This window comes from Thioalkalivibrio sp. ALD1 (assembly GCF_000381245.1).
GTDB lineage: Bacteria > Pseudomonadota > Gammaproteobacteria > Ectothiorhodospirales > Ectothiorhodospiraceae > Thioalkalivibrio.
The window spans coordinates 818,840-837,527 of sequence record NZ_KB906241.1 but is presented as its reverse complement, the minus strand read 5'-3'; the positions used below and the strand labels follow the sequence as shown (position 1 = coordinate 837,527).

The 18,688-nt window shown below is 67.2% G+C and carries 16 protein-coding genes and 1 pseudogene; 6 read left to right on the top strand and 11 right to left on the bottom strand.

The genetic code is table 11. The annotated features are described in order from the left end of the window. Window positions 1-201 precede the first annotated feature (201 nt). From F623_RS0104020 to F623_RS0104000, 5 genes are all read left to right on the top strand, one after another. Window positions 202-543 (top strand): phenylpyruvate tautomerase MIF-related protein, encoded by a 342-nt coding sequence (locus tag F623_RS0104020; RefSeq protein WP_018860586.1) that lies wholly within the window; start codon window positions 202-204, stop codon window positions 541-543. A 58-nt stretch (window positions 544-601) separates the two neighbouring features. Continuing rightward, entirely contained in the window at window positions 602-2,311 is a 1,710-nt protein-coding gene (locus F623_RS0104015) for a proline--tRNA ligase (RefSeq protein ID WP_018860587.1), read from the top strand. Between the two features lie 137 nt (window positions 2,312-2,448). Continuing rightward, the gene (locus F623_RS0104010) at window positions 2,449-2,730 is read left to right on the top strand and encodes a type II toxin-antitoxin system RelE/ParE family toxin (RefSeq protein ID WP_026278562.1); all 282 of its coding nucleotides are present in this window, start codon (window positions 2,449-2,451) and stop codon (window positions 2,728-2,730) included. A gap of 28 nt (window positions 2,731-2,758) precedes the next feature. Further along, on the top strand, window positions 2,759-3,058 hold the full coding sequence (locus F623_RS0104005) for a HigA family addiction module antitoxin (protein WP_018860589.1): 300 nt from the start codon (window positions 2,759-2,761) through the stop codon (window positions 3,056-3,058). 66 nt (window positions 3,059-3,124) lie between these two features. Further along, on the top strand, window positions 3,125-4,987 hold the full coding sequence (locus F623_RS0104000; RefSeq protein WP_018868032.1) for an SLC13 family permease: 1,863 nt from the start codon (window positions 3,125-3,127) through the stop codon (window positions 4,985-4,987). A 315-nt stretch (window positions 4,988-5,302) separates the two neighbouring features. Here F623_RS0104000 and dnaQ read toward each other — a convergent pair whose 3' ends face one another. Genes dnaQ through F623_RS0103985 form a run of 3 tightly spaced genes read right to left on the bottom strand, consistent with a single transcriptional unit; the run spans window position 5,303 to window position 7,248 of the window. Next, window positions 5,303-6,019, bottom strand: a complete 717-nt coding sequence (gene dnaQ, locus F623_RS0103995) for a DNA polymerase III subunit epsilon (RefSeq protein WP_018868033.1) — start codon at window positions 6,017-6,019, stop codon at window positions 5,303-5,305. A gap of 10 nt (window positions 6,020-6,029) precedes the next feature. Next, on the bottom strand, window positions 6,030-6,491 hold the full coding sequence (rnhA, locus tag F623_RS0103990; RefSeq protein ID WP_018868034.1) for a ribonuclease HI: 462 nt from the start codon (window positions 6,489-6,491) through the stop codon (window positions 6,030-6,032). Further along, window positions 6,484-7,248, bottom strand: coding sequence for a hypothetical protein (locus F623_RS0103985; RefSeq protein WP_026278563.1), 765 nt, complete (start codon window positions 7,246-7,248; stop codon window positions 6,484-6,486). Before F623_RS0103985 ends, rnhA begins: the two co-directional genes overlap by 8 nt. Here F623_RS0103985 and F623_RS0103980 point away from each other — a divergent pair. Then, the gene (locus F623_RS0103980) at window positions 7,247-8,833 is read left to right on the top strand and encodes a LysM peptidoglycan-binding domain-containing protein (RefSeq protein WP_026279334.1); all 1,587 of its coding nucleotides are present in this window, start codon (window positions 7,247-7,249) and stop codon (window positions 8,831-8,833) included. The two genes, F623_RS0103985 and F623_RS0103980, sit on opposite strands and share 2 nt — an antisense overlap. A 101-nt stretch (window positions 8,834-8,934) precedes the next feature. Here F623_RS0103980 and F623_RS12810 read toward each other — a convergent pair. From F623_RS12810 to F623_RS0103940, 8 genes and pseudogenes are all read right to left on the bottom strand, one after another. Continuing rightward, window positions 8,935-10,361 (bottom strand): annotated as a pseudogene (locus tag F623_RS12810) (rhodanese-like domain-containing protein). A gap of 97 nt (window positions 10,362-10,458) precedes the next feature. Continuing rightward, on the bottom strand, window positions 10,459-11,796 hold the full coding sequence (gene hflX, locus F623_RS0103970) for a ribosome rescue GTPase HflX (protein WP_018860596.1): 1,338 nt from the start codon (window positions 11,794-11,796) through the stop codon (window positions 10,459-10,461). A 34-nt stretch (window positions 11,797-11,830) separates the two neighbouring features. Further along, the gene (gene hfq / locus F623_RS0103965; RefSeq protein WP_012981909.1) at window positions 11,831-12,085 is read right to left on the bottom strand and encodes an RNA chaperone Hfq; all 255 of its coding nucleotides are present in this window, start codon (window positions 12,083-12,085) and stop codon (window positions 11,831-11,833) included. Window positions 12,086-12,176: 91 nt separating this feature from the next. Continuing rightward, window positions 12,177-13,124, bottom strand: coding sequence for a tRNA (adenosine(37)-N6)-dimethylallyltransferase MiaA (gene miaA / locus F623_RS0103960; protein WP_018868037.1), 948 nt, complete (start codon window positions 13,122-13,124; stop codon window positions 12,177-12,179). Continuing rightward, window positions 13,124-15,004 carry a DNA mismatch repair endonuclease MutL gene (gene mutL / locus F623_RS0103955; RefSeq protein WP_018860598.1) on the bottom strand — a complete coding sequence of 627 codons (1,881 nt, stop codon included), beginning with the start codon at window positions 15,002-15,004 and terminating at the stop codon, window positions 13,124-13,126. The genes miaA and mutL overlap by 1 nt, the downstream gene beginning before the upstream one ends. A 136-nt stretch (window positions 15,005-15,140) precedes the next feature. Next, entirely contained in the window at window positions 15,141-16,484 is a 1,344-nt protein-coding gene (locus F623_RS0103950; RefSeq protein ID WP_018860599.1) for an N-acetylmuramoyl-L-alanine amidase, read from the bottom strand. 214 nt (window positions 16,485-16,698) lie between these two features. After that, a complete protein-coding gene (tsaE, locus tag F623_RS0103945; protein ID WP_018868038.1) occupies window positions 16,699-17,163 on the bottom strand; it encodes a tRNA (adenosine(37)-N6)-threonylcarbamoyltransferase complex ATPase subunit type 1 TsaE in 465 nt (154 codons plus the stop codon). Further along, window positions 17,160-18,674 (bottom strand): bifunctional ADP-dependent NAD(P)H-hydrate dehydratase/NAD(P)H-hydrate epimerase, encoded by a 1,515-nt coding sequence (locus F623_RS0103940; protein ID WP_026279335.1) that lies wholly within the window; start codon window positions 18,672-18,674, stop codon window positions 17,160-17,162. The genes tsaE and F623_RS0103940 overlap by 4 nt, the downstream gene beginning before the upstream one ends. Window positions 18,675-18,688: the final 14 nt, after the last annotated feature.

The window sequence follows — 18,688 nt, the reverse complement described above, 5'->3', positions numbered from 1 at the left end:
CTTCCCTGCTATCGATTCCGGCGGGGCATCTTATATTAGAGTTTTCTAATTTATACGCCGATTGCGCGCCAAGGGCAACGCCGACGCCAGAAAATACCCTACGGTGAGTATAGCTATATCTTCAGGCGGCACACCGTGGCCTGCACGGCCCGTCCACTGGCCGTATCATGTGGCGCCTTAGCCAATCGAAGGGGAGCCGAGATGCCGCTTCTGCGAGTCGAGACCAACGCCACCCTGCCCGACGATGCTGCGGGACTGTGCCAGCGCCTGTCCTCGCAGGTCGCCGAATGGCTGGGCAAACCGGAGGGCTACGTGATGGTCGCCTGCACGCACAACCCGGCGATGTGCTTCGCCGGCAGCACCGACCCGCTCGCCTACTGCGAGCTGAAGAGCATTGGCCTGCCCGAGGGCCTGACGCGCGAACTCTCGCGCAAGCTGTGCGATGCGCTGCAGGCCGAACTGGCTCTGGACCCGGCCCGGGTCTACATCGAGTTCGCCGACGCTCCGCGCCATTTTTGGGGTACCAACGGCACAACGTTCTGAATCGTCGCGGCCCGGTGGGCCGTCATTTCTCTCACGCACTTGATAACGGACTGCCCCGATGCGCGTCTCGCAATTCCCGCTGAACACCCTGAAGGAAACCCCGGCCGACGCCGAAATCGTCTCCCACCAGCTGATGCTGCGTGCCGGCTATGTCCGGCGCCTGGCCGCCGGGCTGTACACCTGGTTGCCACTGGGGCTGCGCGTGCTGCGCCGGGTGGAGAACATCGTGCGCGAGGAGATGGACCGCGCGGGCGCGCTGGAGGTGCTGATGCCGGCCGTGCAGCCAGCCGAACTGTGGCAGGAGTCCGGTCGCTGGGACTTCTACGGCGCCGAGCTGCTGCGCCTGAAGGATCGCCACGAGCGCGACTTCTGCTTCGGGCCGACCCACGAGGAAGTCATCACCGATCTCGTGCGCCGCGAGATCCGCAGCTACCGCCAGCTGCCGGTCAACTACTACCAGATCCAGACCAAGTTCCGTGACGAGCGCCGCCCGCGCTTCGGCGTAATGCGCGCCCGCGAGTTCCTGATGAAGGACGCCTACTCCTTCCACCTGGATGCCGCCTCGCTGGGGCAGACCTACCAGCAGATGCACGATGCCTACTGCCGCATCTTCGGACGCTGCGGACTGGACTTCCGCGCGGTAGAGGCCGACACCGGCGCGATCGGCGGCAACGCCTCGCACGAATTTCACGTGCTCGCCAGTTCGGGCGAAGACGCGATCGCCTTCTCCCCGGGCGGCTATGCCGCCAACGTCGAGCTCGCCACGTGCCCGAAGCCGGCCCAGGCCCCGCCCCCCAGCGGTGAAATGGAAAAGATCGCGACCCCCGGGGTCCATACCATCGAGGACCTGGCGAACTTTCTCGACATCCCGACCGCACAGACCGTCAAGACCCTGGTCGTCGCCGCCTCCGACGAGGTCGATGCCGATCTGGTCGCGCTGGTCCTGCGCGGCGACCACGAGCTCAATGCCGTGAAGGCCGAGAAACACCCGTGGGTTGCCGAACCCCTGCGCATGGCCGAGGCGGCCGAGATCCGTGCCGCCTTCGGCGCCGACCCGGGTTCGCTGGGGCCCGTGGGCAGTCCGATCCCGGTGCTGGCCGATCGGACCGCACTCGGCATGGCCGACATGGTGGTTGGGGCCAACGAGGACGGCCACCACCTCAAGCACGTGAACTGGGAGCGCGACCTGCCCAGTCCGGAGAGCGCCGATCTGCGCAACATCACCGAGGGCGAGCCAGCCCCGGACGGCTCCGGCCCGATCGAGATCCGCCGTGGTATCGAGGTCGGCCACATCTTCCAGCTCGGGGACAAATATTCGCAGGCCCTGGGTGCGCGTGTGCTCGACGAGGACGGCCGCGAACAGGTGGTGACCATGGGCTGTTATGGCATCGGCGTCTCGCGCGTGGTCGCCGCCGCGATCGAGCAGAACTCGGACGAGCGCGGCATCTGCTGGCCGACAGCGATCGCCCCCTTCGACATCGCCCTGTGCCCGATAGGCGCCAAGAAGTCCCAGCGCGTGCGCGAGGCCGCAGAGCAGCTGCACGACGAACTGGAGGCCGCCGGCTTCCAGGTCCTGCTGGACGACCGCGAACAGCGTCCCGGCGTAATGTTCGCCGACATGGAGCTGATCGGCATCCCGCACCGCCTGGTCATCGGCGAACGCGGCCTAGACGCCGGCGAACTCGAATACCAGGTGCGCACCGCCAGCGAGGCCGAACACCTCCCGATGGACGGCCTGCTCGACGCCCTGCGCGAACGCCTGCAATGACCGCTCGGCGGTCACCGCACCTCGTTCGCAGCCAAGGGCGAGGAAGCAGCGGACGCATATCTGGATCGGCGTTCCATTAGATGTCCCGATACGGCAACCGTTTGCGCACTAATAACGTAGCGCGTTAATATTGATCCATGATCCAGAGCTACCGCGGCAAGGAAGCCGCGCGGCTGGCCCGGGGCGAGAGGGCGCGCCGGCTTCCCAACGAGGTAACGCACCGGGCACGAATGCGTCTGGCGCGCATCCACGCTGCCACACGCCTCGAGGATCTGCGCCAGCCTCCCTCGCATCGACTAGAGGCCCTGAAAGGCGGCCGCGCAGGCCAGCACAGCATCAGGATCAACGACCAGTGGCGCATCTGCTTTGAATGGCGAGACGGTCACGCCTACAACGTCGAGATCGTTGACTACCACTGACTCGACGACCACCACCACGGAGGCGACGATGACAACTCAGCATATCGAGGCCCCGATCCACCCAGGCCAGCACTTGGCCGAATTCATCGAGGAGGCAGGCATCAGCCAGTACCGCCTAGCGCACGACATCAGCGTGCCCCCCCGTCGAATCAACGAGATCGTGCAGGGCAAGCGCGCGATCACGGCGGATACGGCGCTTCGCCTGGGCCGTTATTTCCGCACCTCGCCCGAGTTCTGGATGAACCTCCAGGATCACTTCGAGCTCGATCAGGCCCGCCAGTCCCTGGGGCCTCGGCTCGAGCAAGAAGTACGTCCACGCGTTGCCTGATTTAGGCGGCTCCCGCATCGACGACCGTCCCGCCCCAACCGATCCCGACAAACAGGGCCTCCTCTGATGGAATCGGTCGCCTTCACCCTGGAAATGGGGATCGTGTTCGGGCTGCTGGTCCTGACGATCCTGCTGTTCGTCACCGAGATTATCCGGATCGACCTGGCGGCGCTGAGCGTACTGTTCCTGCTCGGCATGGTCGCGCTGGTACCGGGCGTGGCGCCAATCGTCGAGGGGGAGGAACTGTTCTCGGGCTTCGCCTCGAACGCGGTGATCGCGATCATCGCGGTGATGATTATCGGCACGGGCCTGGACCGCTCCGGGGTGATGAACCGCCTGGCCGACCTGATCCTGCGCTTTGGCGGGCACACCGAACGTCGGGTCATGGCCACGACCTCGGGTGCCGTGGGCATCGTCACCTCCTTCATGCAGAACATCGGGGCCGCCGCCCTGTTCATGCCGGTGATCAACCGCATCGGCGCGGCCGCGCGCATCCCGCGCTCGCGCCTGCTGATGCCGATGGGCTTTGCCGCCATCGTAGGCGGCACGCTGACGCTGGTCGCCTCCAGCCCGCTGATCCTGCTCAACGACCTGATGCCCGGGCACCTGGACGACTTCGGGCTGTTCGACGTGACCCCGATCGGGCTGGCGCTGCTGGCCACCCTGATCCTGTACTTCGCAATCCTCGGGCACTGGGTCCTGCCAGCCCGCGAGCCCTGGAGCGAGGACCCGGACGAGAGCCGGGTACAGACCACCTCGGCCTGGTTCCGGGACGTATATGGCATGGACTTCGGTGTGCGCGAGGCCCGCCTGGGCGAGGACAGCTCGCTGGCCGGGATGCGCGTGGGCGACTTCGAGGCCGCCTTTGACGTGCATGTGGTGGGCGTCACCACCGGCGACGAGACCCGCATCGAGCCCAACCGCGAAATCGAACTGGAACGCGGTGCTCACCTGGCCATCCTGGGCCCGGTCACCACGATCGAGAAGACCTGCGGCAACACCGGGACAATCCTCAAGGACGAACTGGACGTATTCGCGCGTGCAATGTCGGCCCGTTATGGCGGGATTGCCGAGGTGATCGTACCCCCCGGCTCCGACCTGATCGGCCAGACCGTGCGTGACAAGGGTATACGCCGGACCTACGGCATCTCCGTACTCCGTATCCAGCGCGGGGACGACCTGATCATCGACGAGGTCCCCGATACCCCGCTCAAGGCCGGCGACACCCTCGTGGTGCATACCCCCTGGGAACACCTGCAGGCACTGGAGGATGACCGCGACTTCGTCGTGGTCACCAGCCGCTACCCGCGTCGTCGGCGCGAAGCGCCCGCCAGCCATCGGCCGCTGGCCGCCCTCGGCTCGCTGGCGCTGGGACTGGGACTGGTGCTGTTCACCGATCTGCCTTTGGCACTGGCCCTGCTGGGGGGTGCGCTGGGGATGATCTTGACCGGCGTGATCGCGATGGACGAGGCCTACCGCGGTATCAGCTGGAAGACAGTGTTTCTGCTGGCCTCGCTGATCCCGCTGGGGCTCGCGGTGGAGAACTCCGGCGCCGGCGAATGGATCGCGACCAACGGCATGGCACAACTGGAGGGGATGCCGGTCTGGGTGCTACAGGTCGCAGTGTTCCTGCTGACCACCTTCTTCACGCTGGTGATGTCGAATGTGGGAGCCACCGTCCTGCTGGTCCCGCTGGCCGTCAGCTTCGCCACCGTCGCCCAGGGTGTGGGCATCGACGCCGATCCGCGGGTGTTCGCGCTGATCGTGGCGATCGCCGCGTCCAACTCCTTCCTGCTACCCACCCACCAGGTGAATGCCCTGATCATGGACCCGGGCGGCTACCGCGTGGCCGACTACCTGCGCGCCGGCTCGCTGATGACCCTGCTGTTCATGGTCGTCTCGCTGATGGTGATCAACCTGATCTTCTGACCATGACCGGCCGCGCCGGGAGGCCAAAGGGAAACACTGATCAATGTACACGCTCGCGCTCGAGTCGCTTTTGCGTGCGAACAAGGCGCGGTGACTGCCGTGCAGTCATTCTGCACAAGGGAACCGCAACGCCGTGCGCGCGCAAAAGCGGCCGAGCCCCGTCTCTCAGTAGCTTGTAGGGGTTGGCACCCCAGGTTCCCCGATTCTGCGTTGCGCCGCTTGCGGGTAGAACCACTACCCGCTGCCCGACGCGCCTTGTCTCGGAAAACCTGGGGTGCCAACGCGAGTGTGTACATTGATCAGTGTTTCCCTACGTCAGGACGTGGTCGCGCGCCAGCGACAGGCCCCACCAGCGGACTCGTCCAGCGTGCGCAGCAGGGCCTCGTGCGCGGCCTGTTCGTCGGCGTCCGGTTCGATCACCGGTAGGGGCTTGCCGGAGCGCTGCGCGCGCACCGGCGCACCAGCCTCGGCACCACCCTCGCCCCCGGCGTCCAGCCCGAGCGCCACCTGCCCCCCGGTCATCGCCAGATAAACGTCCGCCAGCAGCTCGGCATCGAGCAGCGCGCCGTGCAGCGTGCGCCCGGAGGCATCGATCTCGTAGCGCTTGCACAGCGCGTCCAGCGAGTTGCGCGTGCCCGGGTGCATACGCCGTGCCATAACCAGCGAATCCAGCACGGTGCAGGCCTCCGCCAGCTCCGTCACGGGCGCGGCGTCGCCCAGCAGGCGCAACTCGTGATTGAGGAAGCCGACATCGAACGGCGCATTGTGGATGATCAGCTCGGCCCCGCGCACGAACTCGATGAACTCGCCGACCACATCGGCGAAACGCGGCTTGTCGGCGAGGAACTCGTTAGTGATCCCGTGGATCTCGATCGCCCCGGCATCGATCTCGCGATCCGGCTGCAGGTACTCGTGCAGTTTGCGCCCGGTCGGGCGACGGTTGTCCAATTCCAGGCAACCGATCTCGATGATGCGGTGCCCTTCGCCCGGCTCCAGGCCGGTGGTCTCGGTATCCAGCACGATCTGTCGCATGGTGACGGTCTCAATTCTCGATGGGTTGGCCGGCCAGCAGCGCGTCGATCCCCGCATTGGCCAGCTGGTCCGCGCGCTCGTTCTCCGGGTGGCCACTGTGACCGCGCACCCAGTACCACTCGATGTCGTGGCGCGCGGCCTGGGCGTCGAGCGCCTCCCACAGGTCACGATTCTTCACCGGGGAGCCACTGGCGGACTTCCAGTTACGGCGTTTCCAGCCGGGCAGCCATTCGGTCACGCCCTGCTTGACGTATTTCGAATCCGTGACCAGTTCCACCCTGCAGGGGCGCTTGAGCGTCTCCAGGGCACGGATGGCGGCCGTCAATTCCATGCGGTTGTTGGTCGTCTCGGGCTCCGCCCCGTGCAGCTCGCGCTCGGTGCCGCGATAGCGCAGGATCGCGCCCCAGCCACCGGGGCCGGGGTTACCGCGACAGGCGCCATCGGTATAGATGTACACACGCTCTTCATCCATGGACTGACTTCGATTCGCTGCGGCTCGAAGTGCGCGAGGATACCAGCCCCGGCCGCAGGCGGGGGCCCGGGCTGGCGAAGCGATACTGCGTAGCCGGACGCAACGGCAGGTCCACCCGCTTGTGGGCAACCGTCAGGATCACGCTGGCCAGAGGCGGCAACCCCCGACGGGTCCAGGCATCCACCGGGGCCAGCCGCTGCTGCCAGGTTTCGGACAGACCGGGAGGCAGCAGACTGAGGCTCCACTGCTCCAGCACCTCCAGATCGGCGGACTCCATGAACTCGCGGTACTGGCGACGCCGGAGCCCCTCGGGCAGCGGCGAAACCCGAACCCCGCCCTGATCACCCAGCTGCAGGCGGTTGCCCTCCAGCATGAAGATCATGCCCTCCGGCTCCAGTACCCGCGCGGCCTCGGCCACCACGGCGGCCGGCAGATCACTGTAGGCACAGGGATGAGCCAGCACGATGCGGCGCGCGCAGTCCGATTCCAGCGGCCAGAACTCCGGCTCCATCAATAGCCCGGGACGCGAGGAGTCCATGCGCACGATCGGACCACCCAGGGTGTCGGATTCCTCCAGCATCGGGACCGGCGAGAGCTCGATCGCCACCTCTCCGGGGCCGGGTGCGGCATGTTGCCGAATGCGTTGCAAAAGCCGCTCGCGAACCCGCCGACCCTGCGGCTTCTCGTACCAGTGAGAAAGCCAGCGCAAAAAAGGGTCTTGGTGATACTCCGAGTGTGGTTTATCCTTCAGCGCCATGATGATCCGACCCCGCTCCCGACTACCACTTGGCTTAACCCTAGGCCTGACGACCCTGCTGGTCTCTGCCTGTAGCCTACACGACTCCGAACGCGCACTGGATACCTCTCAGGTCGACAAGCCTGTGGTGGAGGGTCCAACTCAGGCAGACGTTCAGGCAGCCATGGAGCGGCAGGCCCGCGAGGCCGCCGACCAGGCCGCGGAAACCGACGACCTCTGGGAGCGTACCCGCCTGGGCTTCGGCTTTACCGATGATCTGCACCACGAACGGGTGGAGCAGTACATCGAGCATTACCGCAACAACCCGCGCATCATCCAGCTCTCGACCGAGCGGGCGGAGCCGTTCGCCTACTTCATCCTCTCCGAGATCGAGAAGCGCGACATGCCGGCCGAACTGCTGCTGCTGCCGATCGTGGAAAGCGGTTTTGCCGCTGAGGCCACATCGAGCGGCCGTGCGGCTGGCATCTGGCAGTTCATCCCCGCCACCGGTGACCACTTCGACCTGGCACGCGACGAGTGGTACGACGGACGCCGTGACGTCTACCAGTCCACCCTCGCGGCACTGGACTATCTGGAGGCGCTTCATCAGCGCTTCGATGACTGGTACCTGGCCCTGGCGGCCTACAACTTCGGTCAGGGCAACGTGACGCGGGCGATCGAACGCAACGCCGCGCGCGGGGAACCCACCGACTACTGGAACCTGGAGTTGTCCGCCGAGGCAACCGCCTACGTACCGCGCCTGCTGGCCCTGCGCGAGCTGTTCCTGAACCCCGACGAGCACGGAACACAACTCACCCCGATCGCCAACGAGCCGGCCCTGGAACGGATCGAGCCCGGTCGCCAGGCCGATCTCGCCCTGATCGCCGAGATGATCGGGCTTGAGGCGGATGATCTGAAGCGCCTGAACCCTGGCTATCAACGCCACGCGACCCACCCCTCCAACGCCCAGCACCTGTTCGTTCCGCATGATGCGGCCGAAGCTCTGGAAGTGGCGCTGACCGAACACGGAGAAAACCCGCTGATCCGCTTCCGCGAGTACACGGTGGCCAGTGGCGACAACCTCGGTTCCATCGCCCAGCGGGCCGGCACCCGGGTGGCCGTGCTGCGCGAGATGAACGGACTCAACGGCGACAATATCCGTGCGGGGCAGACCCTGAAGCTGCCGGTCACCGGACAGGAAGACGCCGAGATCCAGGTCGCGGCCGCGGCCGAAGCAGGCGAGCTCGACACCTATGAAATCCAGGAAGGCGACAGCCTGTGGACGATCAGCGAGCGCACGGGCATGACCATCAGCGAGCTGCGCGCGGCGAACGAGCTTGAGCGCGACGCCATCCTGCGCCCGGGCGATACGTTGCAGGTCGCCCAGGCCAATGGGGGAAGCTCGTCGGATAACGGCCGCAGCGTGGCCTACGAAGTCCAGCCCGGGGACTCCCTGTCCAGCATCGCCCGTCAGTTCCAGGTCTCGGTCAGTGACCTGCGTCGCTGGAACTCACTCAACGGCGACGGCATCCGTGCAGGCGAAACCCTGACGCTGTACGTCGCCGAGGCCGACGAAGAGGCCATTGCACGAGCCCGCGACGTGTAGCCACAACCCGCCACGGGCACTCGGGCAAGAGCCCGGCCGATCCGGGACGTCCGCCGATACCCGGGCGAACGCCCCAATAGGTGCCAGACGAAGCCGCGGGCTCAGGCCGCCTCGCGGCCTCCAGCAGTGTCCGACAGCGCGCGGTTCCACGCGGTCATTCCGCCCACCACGTTGTACACCTCGCGATACCCCAGCCGTTGCAGGATGGAACCGGCCACGGTCGAGCGGTAACCACTGCCGCACACCACCGTAACGGCCTCGCTACGGTCGATCGCGGGAACACCGTCACGCGTATCGGCCACCGGCTGATTGACGGCCCCTTCGGCATGGCCAGCGGCGTACTCGGAGACCGCCCGGACGTCGAGCAGACGGACATCACCACGACTCAACGCCTCACGGGCACGGCCCGCGTCCAGCTGAGCCAGGGTCGCCAGGGGCAGGCCAGCCATGCTGTAGGCCCCATGCCGCCGCGCACATAGCCTTCGATGTAGTCGCGCCCGGTGCGCACCAGGTACCGCACGGCCCGTTCGATCATCGCCGGGTCACCATCCTGGTCGACCAGCACGATCGGGGTGTCATCCGGCGTGACCCAGCCGGCCCAGTTGGCGAACGGACCATCGATGCCGATGCCCAGGGCATTCGGGATGTGACCGCCACCAAATGCCAGCGGATCGCGCAGGTCGATCACGGTAATCTCGCCGGACTCGGCACGGCGCGCGACCTCGGAGGGCTCCAACGGCCGGTCCAGACCCGGGAGCGGGATGACCGAACGCGGGCCCTCGGAGTTGATGCGCTTGTTGCGCGGGTAGAAATCCGGGATGGGCGGCAGGCCGTCCAGCAGCTTAGCCACGAAGGCATCTTCGTCCAGCGCCGGATCCAGATACGGATTCGTACGCCGTTCGTAGCCCAGCGTGGACACCGGCCGTCCGGCCATACCGGCCCCGCAGGCGGAACCGGCCCCGTGGCCCGGATGCACTTCAACGCCATCGGGCAGATCGCCCAGTTGGTCACGCACACTGGCAAACATCTGGCGCCCCAGCGCCTGCTTGGCCTCGTCGCCGAGCAGGTCCGGGCGCCCCAATGCGCCGACAAACAGGAAGTCGCCGGTCAGGATCGCGATCGGGTCCTGCTCGGCACGGGCGCCGTCGTACACCATGAACATCAGGTGTTCGGGGGTGTGCCCCGGCACGTGGCGGGTCTCCAGGCGTACGTTACCCAAACGGATGACGTCGCCGTGGTGCAGGTCCTCGTGCGGGAACTGCACGTGAAAGTGTTCACCTTCGTCATGTCCGGACAGCAGCAGATGCGCGCCGGTCTTGTCCGCCAGCTCGCGGGCACCGGAGGCGAAATCGGCGTGAATATGGGTATCCATCACGTACGCGATGCGGTAGCCATGGCGTTCCGCGTAGTCCAGGTACACATCCACGTCGCGCCGGGGATCCACGACGGCGATTTCGCCGCTGCCCTGGCAACCGACGACGAAAGAAAACTGGGACAGACCGGTGTCCTCGAAGCGTTCCAGAATCATGCCCCCTCCTTCAGGTTCGGGTTCGTGCTAATTTCTGACTAATTTGGTCAGTTATTAGCACGAAAGTTCCCGAAGGGCCAGATTGAATGGGACTGGATCAGTGATCGCCGGCGGCGCGCGGGATGGTCTCGACGTCGACCTCGGCCTCCAGCCGCACCGCATCCGGGTCCAGCCCCGCCTCGTCAAACAACTGGCGATAGCGACGCTCGGGCAGACTCAGACGCAGCTGAATACCACCGTCCGGGGCGGTCTGTTCGGACTCGACTGCCTTTTCCTCGTACAGCCGCGCGCGAAGGCGCCCGGCACTGGCCGGCAATTCGACCCAGCCGCGGAGCATGGACTCGGTAAAGGTCTCGGCCAGGCGCCGCTCGAGCCGGGCCACGCCCTCGCCGGTGTGGGCCGACAGCCAGAAGGCGTCGTCCGCCATGCCGAACCGGTCCTCCGGCGCGGCAGCCGGATTCTCGAGGCGGTCGATCTTGTTGTAGATGCGCCAGCACGGCACGTCCTCGGCACCGATTTCCTTGAGTACCTCTTCCACCTGGCGGATGCGTGCCTCGCGCTCGGGATCGGCCGCGTCGATCACGTGCAGCAGCAGCGCGGCCTCGCGGGTCTCGGTCAGGGTTGCCTTGAAGGCCGCGACCAGCTCATGCGGCAGGTCGCGCACGAACCCGACCGTGTCCGCCAGGATCAGCGACTGGTGCGGAGCCAGGTCCAGCCGCCGCAGGGTCGGGTCCAGGGTCGCGAACAGCTGATCCGCCTCGTACACATCGGAGTGCGTCAGGCGGTTGAACAGCGTGGACTTGCCGGCGTTGGTATAGCCCACCAGGGACACGGTGGGGATCTCGTTGCGCAGACGCGCCTGACGCCCCTGCTCGCGGGTGCGCTCGACTTTCTCCAGGCGTCGTTCGATATGCTTGATGCGCGCGGCCAGCAGGCGGCGGTCGGTTTCGAGCTGGGTTTCCCCCGGCCCGCGCAGGCCAATGCCGCCCTTCTGGCGCTCCAGGTGAGTCCACCCGCGCACCAGCCGCGTGGCCATGTGCCGCAACTGGGCCAACTCGACCTGCAGCTTGCCTTCGTGCGACCGCGCGCGCTGGGCGAAGATGTCGAGGATCAGCCCCGCGCGGTCCAGCACACGGCATTGCAAGTGACGTTCGAGGTTGCGTTCCTGGCTGGGCGAGAGCGCGTGGTTGAAGATCACCACATCGGCGCCCTGGGCCTCGACCGCGGCGCGAATCTCGTCGGCCTTGCCGGCGCCCACGAACAGACGGGGGTGCGGGCGGTCGCGTGAACCCCGTACGAGTTCCAGCACATCCGCACCAGCGGAGCGGACCAACTCGTCGAATTCCTGGACCTGGGCCTCGATATCGGGGTTTTCGCCGATGGCCAGTGCCACCAGCACGGCGCGATCGCCGGCGCTGTCGGGGCGCTCAAACAAAAAAGACGAACCTCCCGCTCATGCTCAAGAAACCCTATGCCTCCGCTTCAGCGGTAGCGGCCTCTTCGCCCTCGGTATTCATGCGCACCTGGCGGGACGGAACGATGGTCGAGATCGCGTGCTTGTACACCATCTGCGAGACGGTGCTGCGCAGCAGCACCACGAACTGATCGAAGGACTCGATCTGCCCCTGCAGCTTGATGCCGTTGACCAGATAGATCGAGACCGGCACACGGTCCCGACGCAGCGCGTTCAGGAAGGGTTCCTGCAGCATTTGCCCTTTGGCCATCAGTGCGTTCCTTGGTTGTTATTCTTCATCTCGCCACACGCCGGATGCTCCTCCAGCAAGCCCTGGCGGGGCCTTTCCAGAGAGTAGCACATCAACGATCGAAGTCCGCGTGGCGAACCACGTTCAACACTTCCGACCGATCGACGGTGGACGCGTTCAATCGCGCATGCAGGGGAAACCGCCGCAGCCCCGTCAGCTGGCGTTTGGCCAGTTGCCGTGTCGCGGCGATCGCCCGCTCGCGGAACTGCGCAAAGCCGAGCTCCCCCGCCAACCACTGCCAGCCCTGGCGATAGCCCACCGCGCGCTGGGAGGGGTGCTCCGCCGTCAGCCCCGGTCGCTGCTGCAGGGCCATCAGTTCGTCGACAAACCCGGCCTCCAGCATCGCATCAAAGCGCTGGGCGATCCGTTCGCGCAGGACGTCACGATCCTCCGGCCACAGGGCCATCGATACCCAGCCCTTCGGTACGCGGGCCGCCGCACCCTTCTGGAAGCTGGACAACGGCCGTCCGGTCGCCTCGAAGACCTCCAGCGCCCGCAGGATACGTTGCGGGTCGTTCGGGTGGATACGCGCCGCCGCCTCCGGATCCACGTTGGCGAGTTCGCGATGCAGAACCAGCCCGCCCTCCACGTCCAGGCGCGCCCGCACCCGTTCGCGCACCGGAGCCGGCACCTCGGGAATTTCGTCAAAGCCATCCAGCAGGGCACGCAGGTACAGCAGGGTTCCGCCCACCAGCAGGGCCACCCGACCGCGCGCATGGATCCCGGCGATTACCTCCTCGGCGTCGTGCGCAAAGTCGGCGGCACTGTAGGTGTCCTCCGGATCGCGAATATCCAGAAGATGGTGCGGCACGCGGGCGCGTTCCTCCGCAATCGGCTTCGCGGTGCCGATATCCATGCCCCGATACACCAACGCGGAATCGACGCTGATAATCTCGCCTTCCAGCGCCTCGGCGAGCGCCAGCGACAGCGCGGTCTTGCCCGAGGCCGTCGGTCCGGCCAGGATCACGACCGGCGGGCGGCCGGGTCCGAATGTGTCCACTATCGCCCCCGCAGGAACAAACGATCCAGCGCCTGGTGGTCGAGCTCCACCCAGGTCGGGCGGCCATGGTTGCACTGGCCGGAACGCTCGGTCGCCTCCATGTCGCGCAGCAGTTGGTTCATCTCCGGGAGCGTCAGGCGGCGTCCGGAACGCACCGAACCGTGGCAGGCCATGGTGCCGAGCACGGCATTCATCTCGCCCTCGGCACGGTGGCTGTAGCCCACGGCCGCGAGATCCGCGAGCACATCGCGCACCAACTGGACGGTGTCACGCCCGCGTAGCAGCGCCGGGGCCGCGCGCAGGGTCAGCGTCTCCGGCCCCGAACGATCCAGCTCGAAACCCAGGGCACCCAGTACACCGGCATGTTCCTCGGCCAGCGCGGCTTCGGTGGGTGTCACGTCCAGCGACTCCGGCACCAGCAGGGGTTGCGAGGTGATGCCCTGCGCACCCCACTCGCGCTTGAGCCGCTCATAAGTAATACGCTCGTGCGCCGCATGCATGTCGACCACGATCAGGCCGTGCGCATTCTCGGCGAGGATAAAGGTCTCCGCGACCTGTCCCAGGGCGAAACCCAGCGGTGGCATGCCTGCCGCTCCAGCGTCCTCATCCGCGCTGTCTGCCGCCTCGAATGCCCGGGTCTCGGGCTCGGCCACCGCAGCAGGCCCGCGGAACTCGGCCCAGGCCGCTCCATAATCCGGTGATCCGCCAGCCGCATAACCAGGGCGCTCGCCCAACCCGGCCGCAGTGGGCCGGTCCTGGGTCCGGTACTCGGGCACGCCCAGCCCGCTCAGGGCTCGCTCGCGCGGGAAGGCTGCGGTGGCCCGCTCCTGCACCGCCTGAGCGGCCCCGGTGTCAGGCGGCAGATACCCCGGCATCCCGCCATCCCCGGGACGGACATCTGCGAGTGCCTTGTGCAGGGCGTGAAAGATGAAGTCGTGCACCATCCGCGACTCGCGGAAACGCACCTCCTGCTTGGTGGGGTGGGCATTCACGTCCACCTGCACCGGGTCCAGTTCGAGTTCCAGCACGAACATTGGATGGCGCCCGTGGTACAGCACATCCTGATAGGCCTTGCGCACGGCTGCCGCCAGCACGCGGTCGCGAATCGCGCGACCGTTGACGAAGAAATACTGCTGGTCGGGCTGGGCCCGGGACTGGGTCGGGGCGCCCAGCCAGCCCGAGAGCTTGAGGCCGGCGCGCTGCTCGTCCACCGGCGTCGCCGCGTCCATGAAGGCCTCGCCCAGCAGGGCGCGCACGCGCTCGGCGGGATCCCCCGCGGCGGGCAGATCCAGCACTACGCGGTCGTTGTGGCGCAGGGTGAAGGCGACTTCCGGGCAGGCCGCGGCCTGGGTACGGATGACCGTCTCGCAGTGGTTGAATTCGGTACGCTCGGTACGCACGAACTTGCGCCTTGCGGGGACGTTGAAGAACAGATCCCGAACCTCGACCGTCGTGCCCACCGGGTGCGCAGCCGGCGCCGCCTCGCGAACGACATCCGATCCGTCGCCGGTGAGGCGCCAGCCGTTGCGCTCGCCCTCCACGGCCGAAGTCATGGACAGACGCGAAACGGACGCGATCGAGGGGAGCGCCTCGCCGCGAAAGCCGAGGGTGTGCAGGGCCTCCAGGTCCTCCATCGAACGGATCTTGCTGGTCGCGTGGCGGGACAGTGCCAGCGGGAGCTCGTCGCGATGAATGCCGCAACCATTGTCGCTGATCTGGATCAGGCGGATGCCGCCCTGCTCGAGACGGATCTCGAGGCGGGTCGAGCCCGCGTCCAGGGCATTCTCCACAAGCTCCTTGACCACCGAGGCCGGGCGCTCGACCACCTCGCCCGCCGCGATCTGGTTGATCAGTTGCTCGGAGAGTTTCTCGATGGACACGCGCACAACCGTGGACCGCAGAATGGGCCCACAAGCCTAGGGAAATGCGACTCGATTTGCACGTACCGCGCGGGCGTCCCTGCACGGACCACGGCGAGACAAACCGGAATCCGTGACGGACATCCGCCTGCGGACGTCAGGAATCGCGCGGTATTCGCAGGACCTGACCGGCGTAGATACGATCGTCGCGGACATTATTCGCCGAACGCAGATCGGCCAGCGACAGGCTGTAGCGGTCGGCGATCCCCGAGAGCGTCTCACCGGGGCGAATGATGTGCTGGTCCGGCTGGCCATCCGCGATCAGCGTGCCCGGACGGGCATGCGTCGAGAAATAGGACCGCAGACCGGTCAGCAGTGCATCTGCCAGCGAGTTCTGGAAGTCCGTGCTGCGCAGCTTGCGCTCCTCGGACGGGTTGGAGATGAACGCGGCCTCGACCAGGATGGACGGGACATCGGGTGATCGCAGCACCGCGAAGTTGGCCCGCTCGACCTCCGGCTTGCGCACCTTGCCCACCCGGTGTAGCTCGGAGATCACGCGCTCGGCCAGCGTGTTGCTTGCCTCGAGGCTGCCGCTCTGAGCGAGATCCAGCAGCACGTTGGTCAGCGAGTCATCCTTGCCGTTGATCGGCACGCCACCCAAGCGCAAGTCGGCCTGGTTCTCGCGCTGGGCGAGGAAACGGGCGGCCTCGCTGGAGGCCCCGCGCTCGGAAAGCATGTACACCGAAGAGCCCTGCACGTTCCGATTGGCGATGGCATCAGCATGAATCGACATGAAGACGTCGGCGTCCGCCGCACGGGCGCGCTCGATGCGCTCGCGTAGCGGCAGGAAATAGTCGCCGGTGCGGATCATCACCGCCTTCATGCCGCGCTCGTCCTTAATGCGCTCGGCCAGGCGCTTGGATATCTGCAGGACCACATCCTTCTCGCGAGTCCCGCCGGGACCAATCGCCCCCGGGTCATGTCCACCGTGCCCGGCATCGATGGCGACCACGACATCACGCAGGTTCTCCTGCGAACGCCCGCGGCGCGGCTCGCCGTTGTCGCGGGATTCCTCGCGGGCCGATTGCGTCGGCGCACCCTCGCGACTGGTCAGGTCCAGCACCAGTCGATGGGGAGAGTCCTGGGCGGGCATCAACTTGAAGCTGCGCGGTTCGATCGGCTTGCGCAGGTCGAACACCACGCGCAGATCACCGCCATCCCGTGGTGCGTGGCGAATGGACTCCACAACCGAACGCGGATTGGAACTGACCTTCAGCTCGTCCAGCGCGCGGGCGTTCTTGATATCCACCACCAGGCGATCGGGCGACTCGAGCTTGAACATCGAGTACTCGGCATCGCCATCCATGTCGAAGACCAGGCGCGTCGTGTCGCCATCCACGGACATGCGCACCCGCTCGACGCCCGTGCGCGCAAGCGCGGGCAGCGGCAGCCCGACCAGCCCCAGGGCGGTCAGGGCGCGCAGCACCTGGCGGCGGCGCATATCCGGAATCGAGCTTTGGCCCACGGCGAATCCCTTTTAATTCAGGGGGTCTGCCTACATTGTGGACGCTTTTTCTGGAAAAGCAATAGCAAAATTCGTTCTTTATGAGCGAGATATCGCGGTTTTTGCGTGTGTCATTGCAACTGATGCCTTGCCCAACAAGAACCGCAGCCCCTCTCAGGGGCTGGATTTGTTCCATTTTTTCATTGGGTTATCAGGATGAAGGGGCTTGCGCGGCGCGCGCCCGGTAGTTGGAGGCTGCCGGTCCGGAGACATGGAGCATGCGGCCACTCGGCTCGCACGACTCCAGCCGCACCCTCAGGTCCGGCTCTGGTAGCCAGCCCGCGCCGCGCTCGGGCCACTCGACCAGCCAGAGCGCCTGCTCGCCAAAGGCCTCGCGCACCCCCAGATACTCCAGCTCCTCCGGGTCCGCCAGGCGATACAGGTCGAAATGCAGCACGCTGCGCCCGTGGAGTTCGTAGGGCTCCACCAGCGTGTAGGTGGGGCTGCGCACGTTGCCCGCATGCCCCAGCGCCTGCAGGAAGCCACGCGTCCAGGTGGTCTTGCCCGCCCCAAGATCCCCCTCCAGGTAGACGATCCGCAGGCCTTCCATCCCCGCAAGGGCCGCACCGGCCCGCTCCGTGGCCGCGGCGTCCGGCAGCCGGATCCCTGCGTTCACGCCCCCTCCTCCCCGGCTGCGGCCGGAAGCGCATCCGCCAGCTCGCCCGCCAGCAGCCCGCGCCAGCTGCCCAGCCGCGCGCGCAGGGCCTGGCCCGCCGCACAATGCCACGCCGCCCCGATCTCGGCCGCGGCACGCGCCTCGAGCCCCTGCGCACGCAGTGCGACGATCACCCCCGTAAGTACGTCCCCGCTACCGGGGACCGCCATGCCAGCATGACCTCCGGTCACGCAGGTCAGCGGCGCACCGCCAGCGTCGGCGACCAGCGTCCCGGCCCCCTTGAGCAAACACACGCCGCCGAAGCGCTGCGCCAGCTCGAGCACGGCCCCCGGTCGATTTGCCTCCACCTCCGCCGCCGGACGATTCAGCAGGCGACCGGCCTCGCCCGGATGCGGCGTCAGGACCCAGGAATCCGTCTGACGGGGCGTCGCAGCCAGCAGGTTCAGGGCATCGGCATCCACCACCAGGGGCACCCCCGCATCCGCGACCGCGTGCCACAGGCGGCGCCCCCACTCCTCTGTGCCCAGCCCCGGCCCCGCCGCGATCACATCCACCTGACGGGCCAGGTGCAACAGATCGGCCGGCTCGCGCACCACCCGCACCATGATTTCGGGCCGGTCGGCATTGGCCCAGGCCGCATGGTCCTCGTGCGTGGCCAGTGTGACCCGCCCGGCCCCGGCGCGCAGGGCCGCCAGCGCCGTCAGACGGGCCGCCCCGGAGAATCCCGGCGCGCCCCCGACCACCAGCACATGCCCGGCGTCGCCCTTGTGCGCCCCCGGCCGGCGGGCCGGCAGGCGATCCCGCCAGTCCTCCGGGCCCAGGTGCCGGGCCCGCGGCATCACCTCCCGGGCTATCTGCTCGGGCAGATCCAGCCGCGCCACCTCCACGGTACCCGCGCAGTCCACGCCCGCGCCCGTGTGCAGGCCCAGCTTGTCGGCAATCATGGTCACGGTATGCCGGGCGCGCACCGCGGGTCCCGGCACCGCACCGGTGTCGGCATTGACGCCCGAGGGGATGTCCGCGGCCAGCACGGGCCGCCCGGAGGCATTCAGGCGCTCGACCACCTCGCCGTAGGCGTCGTGGAGCGGCCGCTCCAGCCCGATACCAAACAGACAGTCGACCCACAGGTCGGTGTCCGCTGGGTCGAAGCCCTCGAGCGGCGCCACCGCGCCCCCGTGCTCGATCCAGCGCCGATGTGCCTGACGACCATCCGACTCCGGGCGCGCACGCGAAGGACCGCCGTGGAGCCGTACATCCAGGCCGGCCTGCGCGGCCAGTCGCGCCAGCACGTAGCCGTCGCCCCCGTTGTTGCCGGGGCCACAGAGGATGCCGAGTCGGCGCACATCGGGCCAGTGAGCCCTGACGGCCGCCAGAAGGGCCGCCCCGGCGCGCTCCATCAACTCCCCGGGCGCGATCTCCGGCAGGGCCATTCCGGCCGCATCCAGCGCCCGCATGCCCTCGCTGTCATAGAGCGCGCTGGTCAGGGGGATCACCCCGGGTCCATCATTCACGTTTCTTGCCCCGA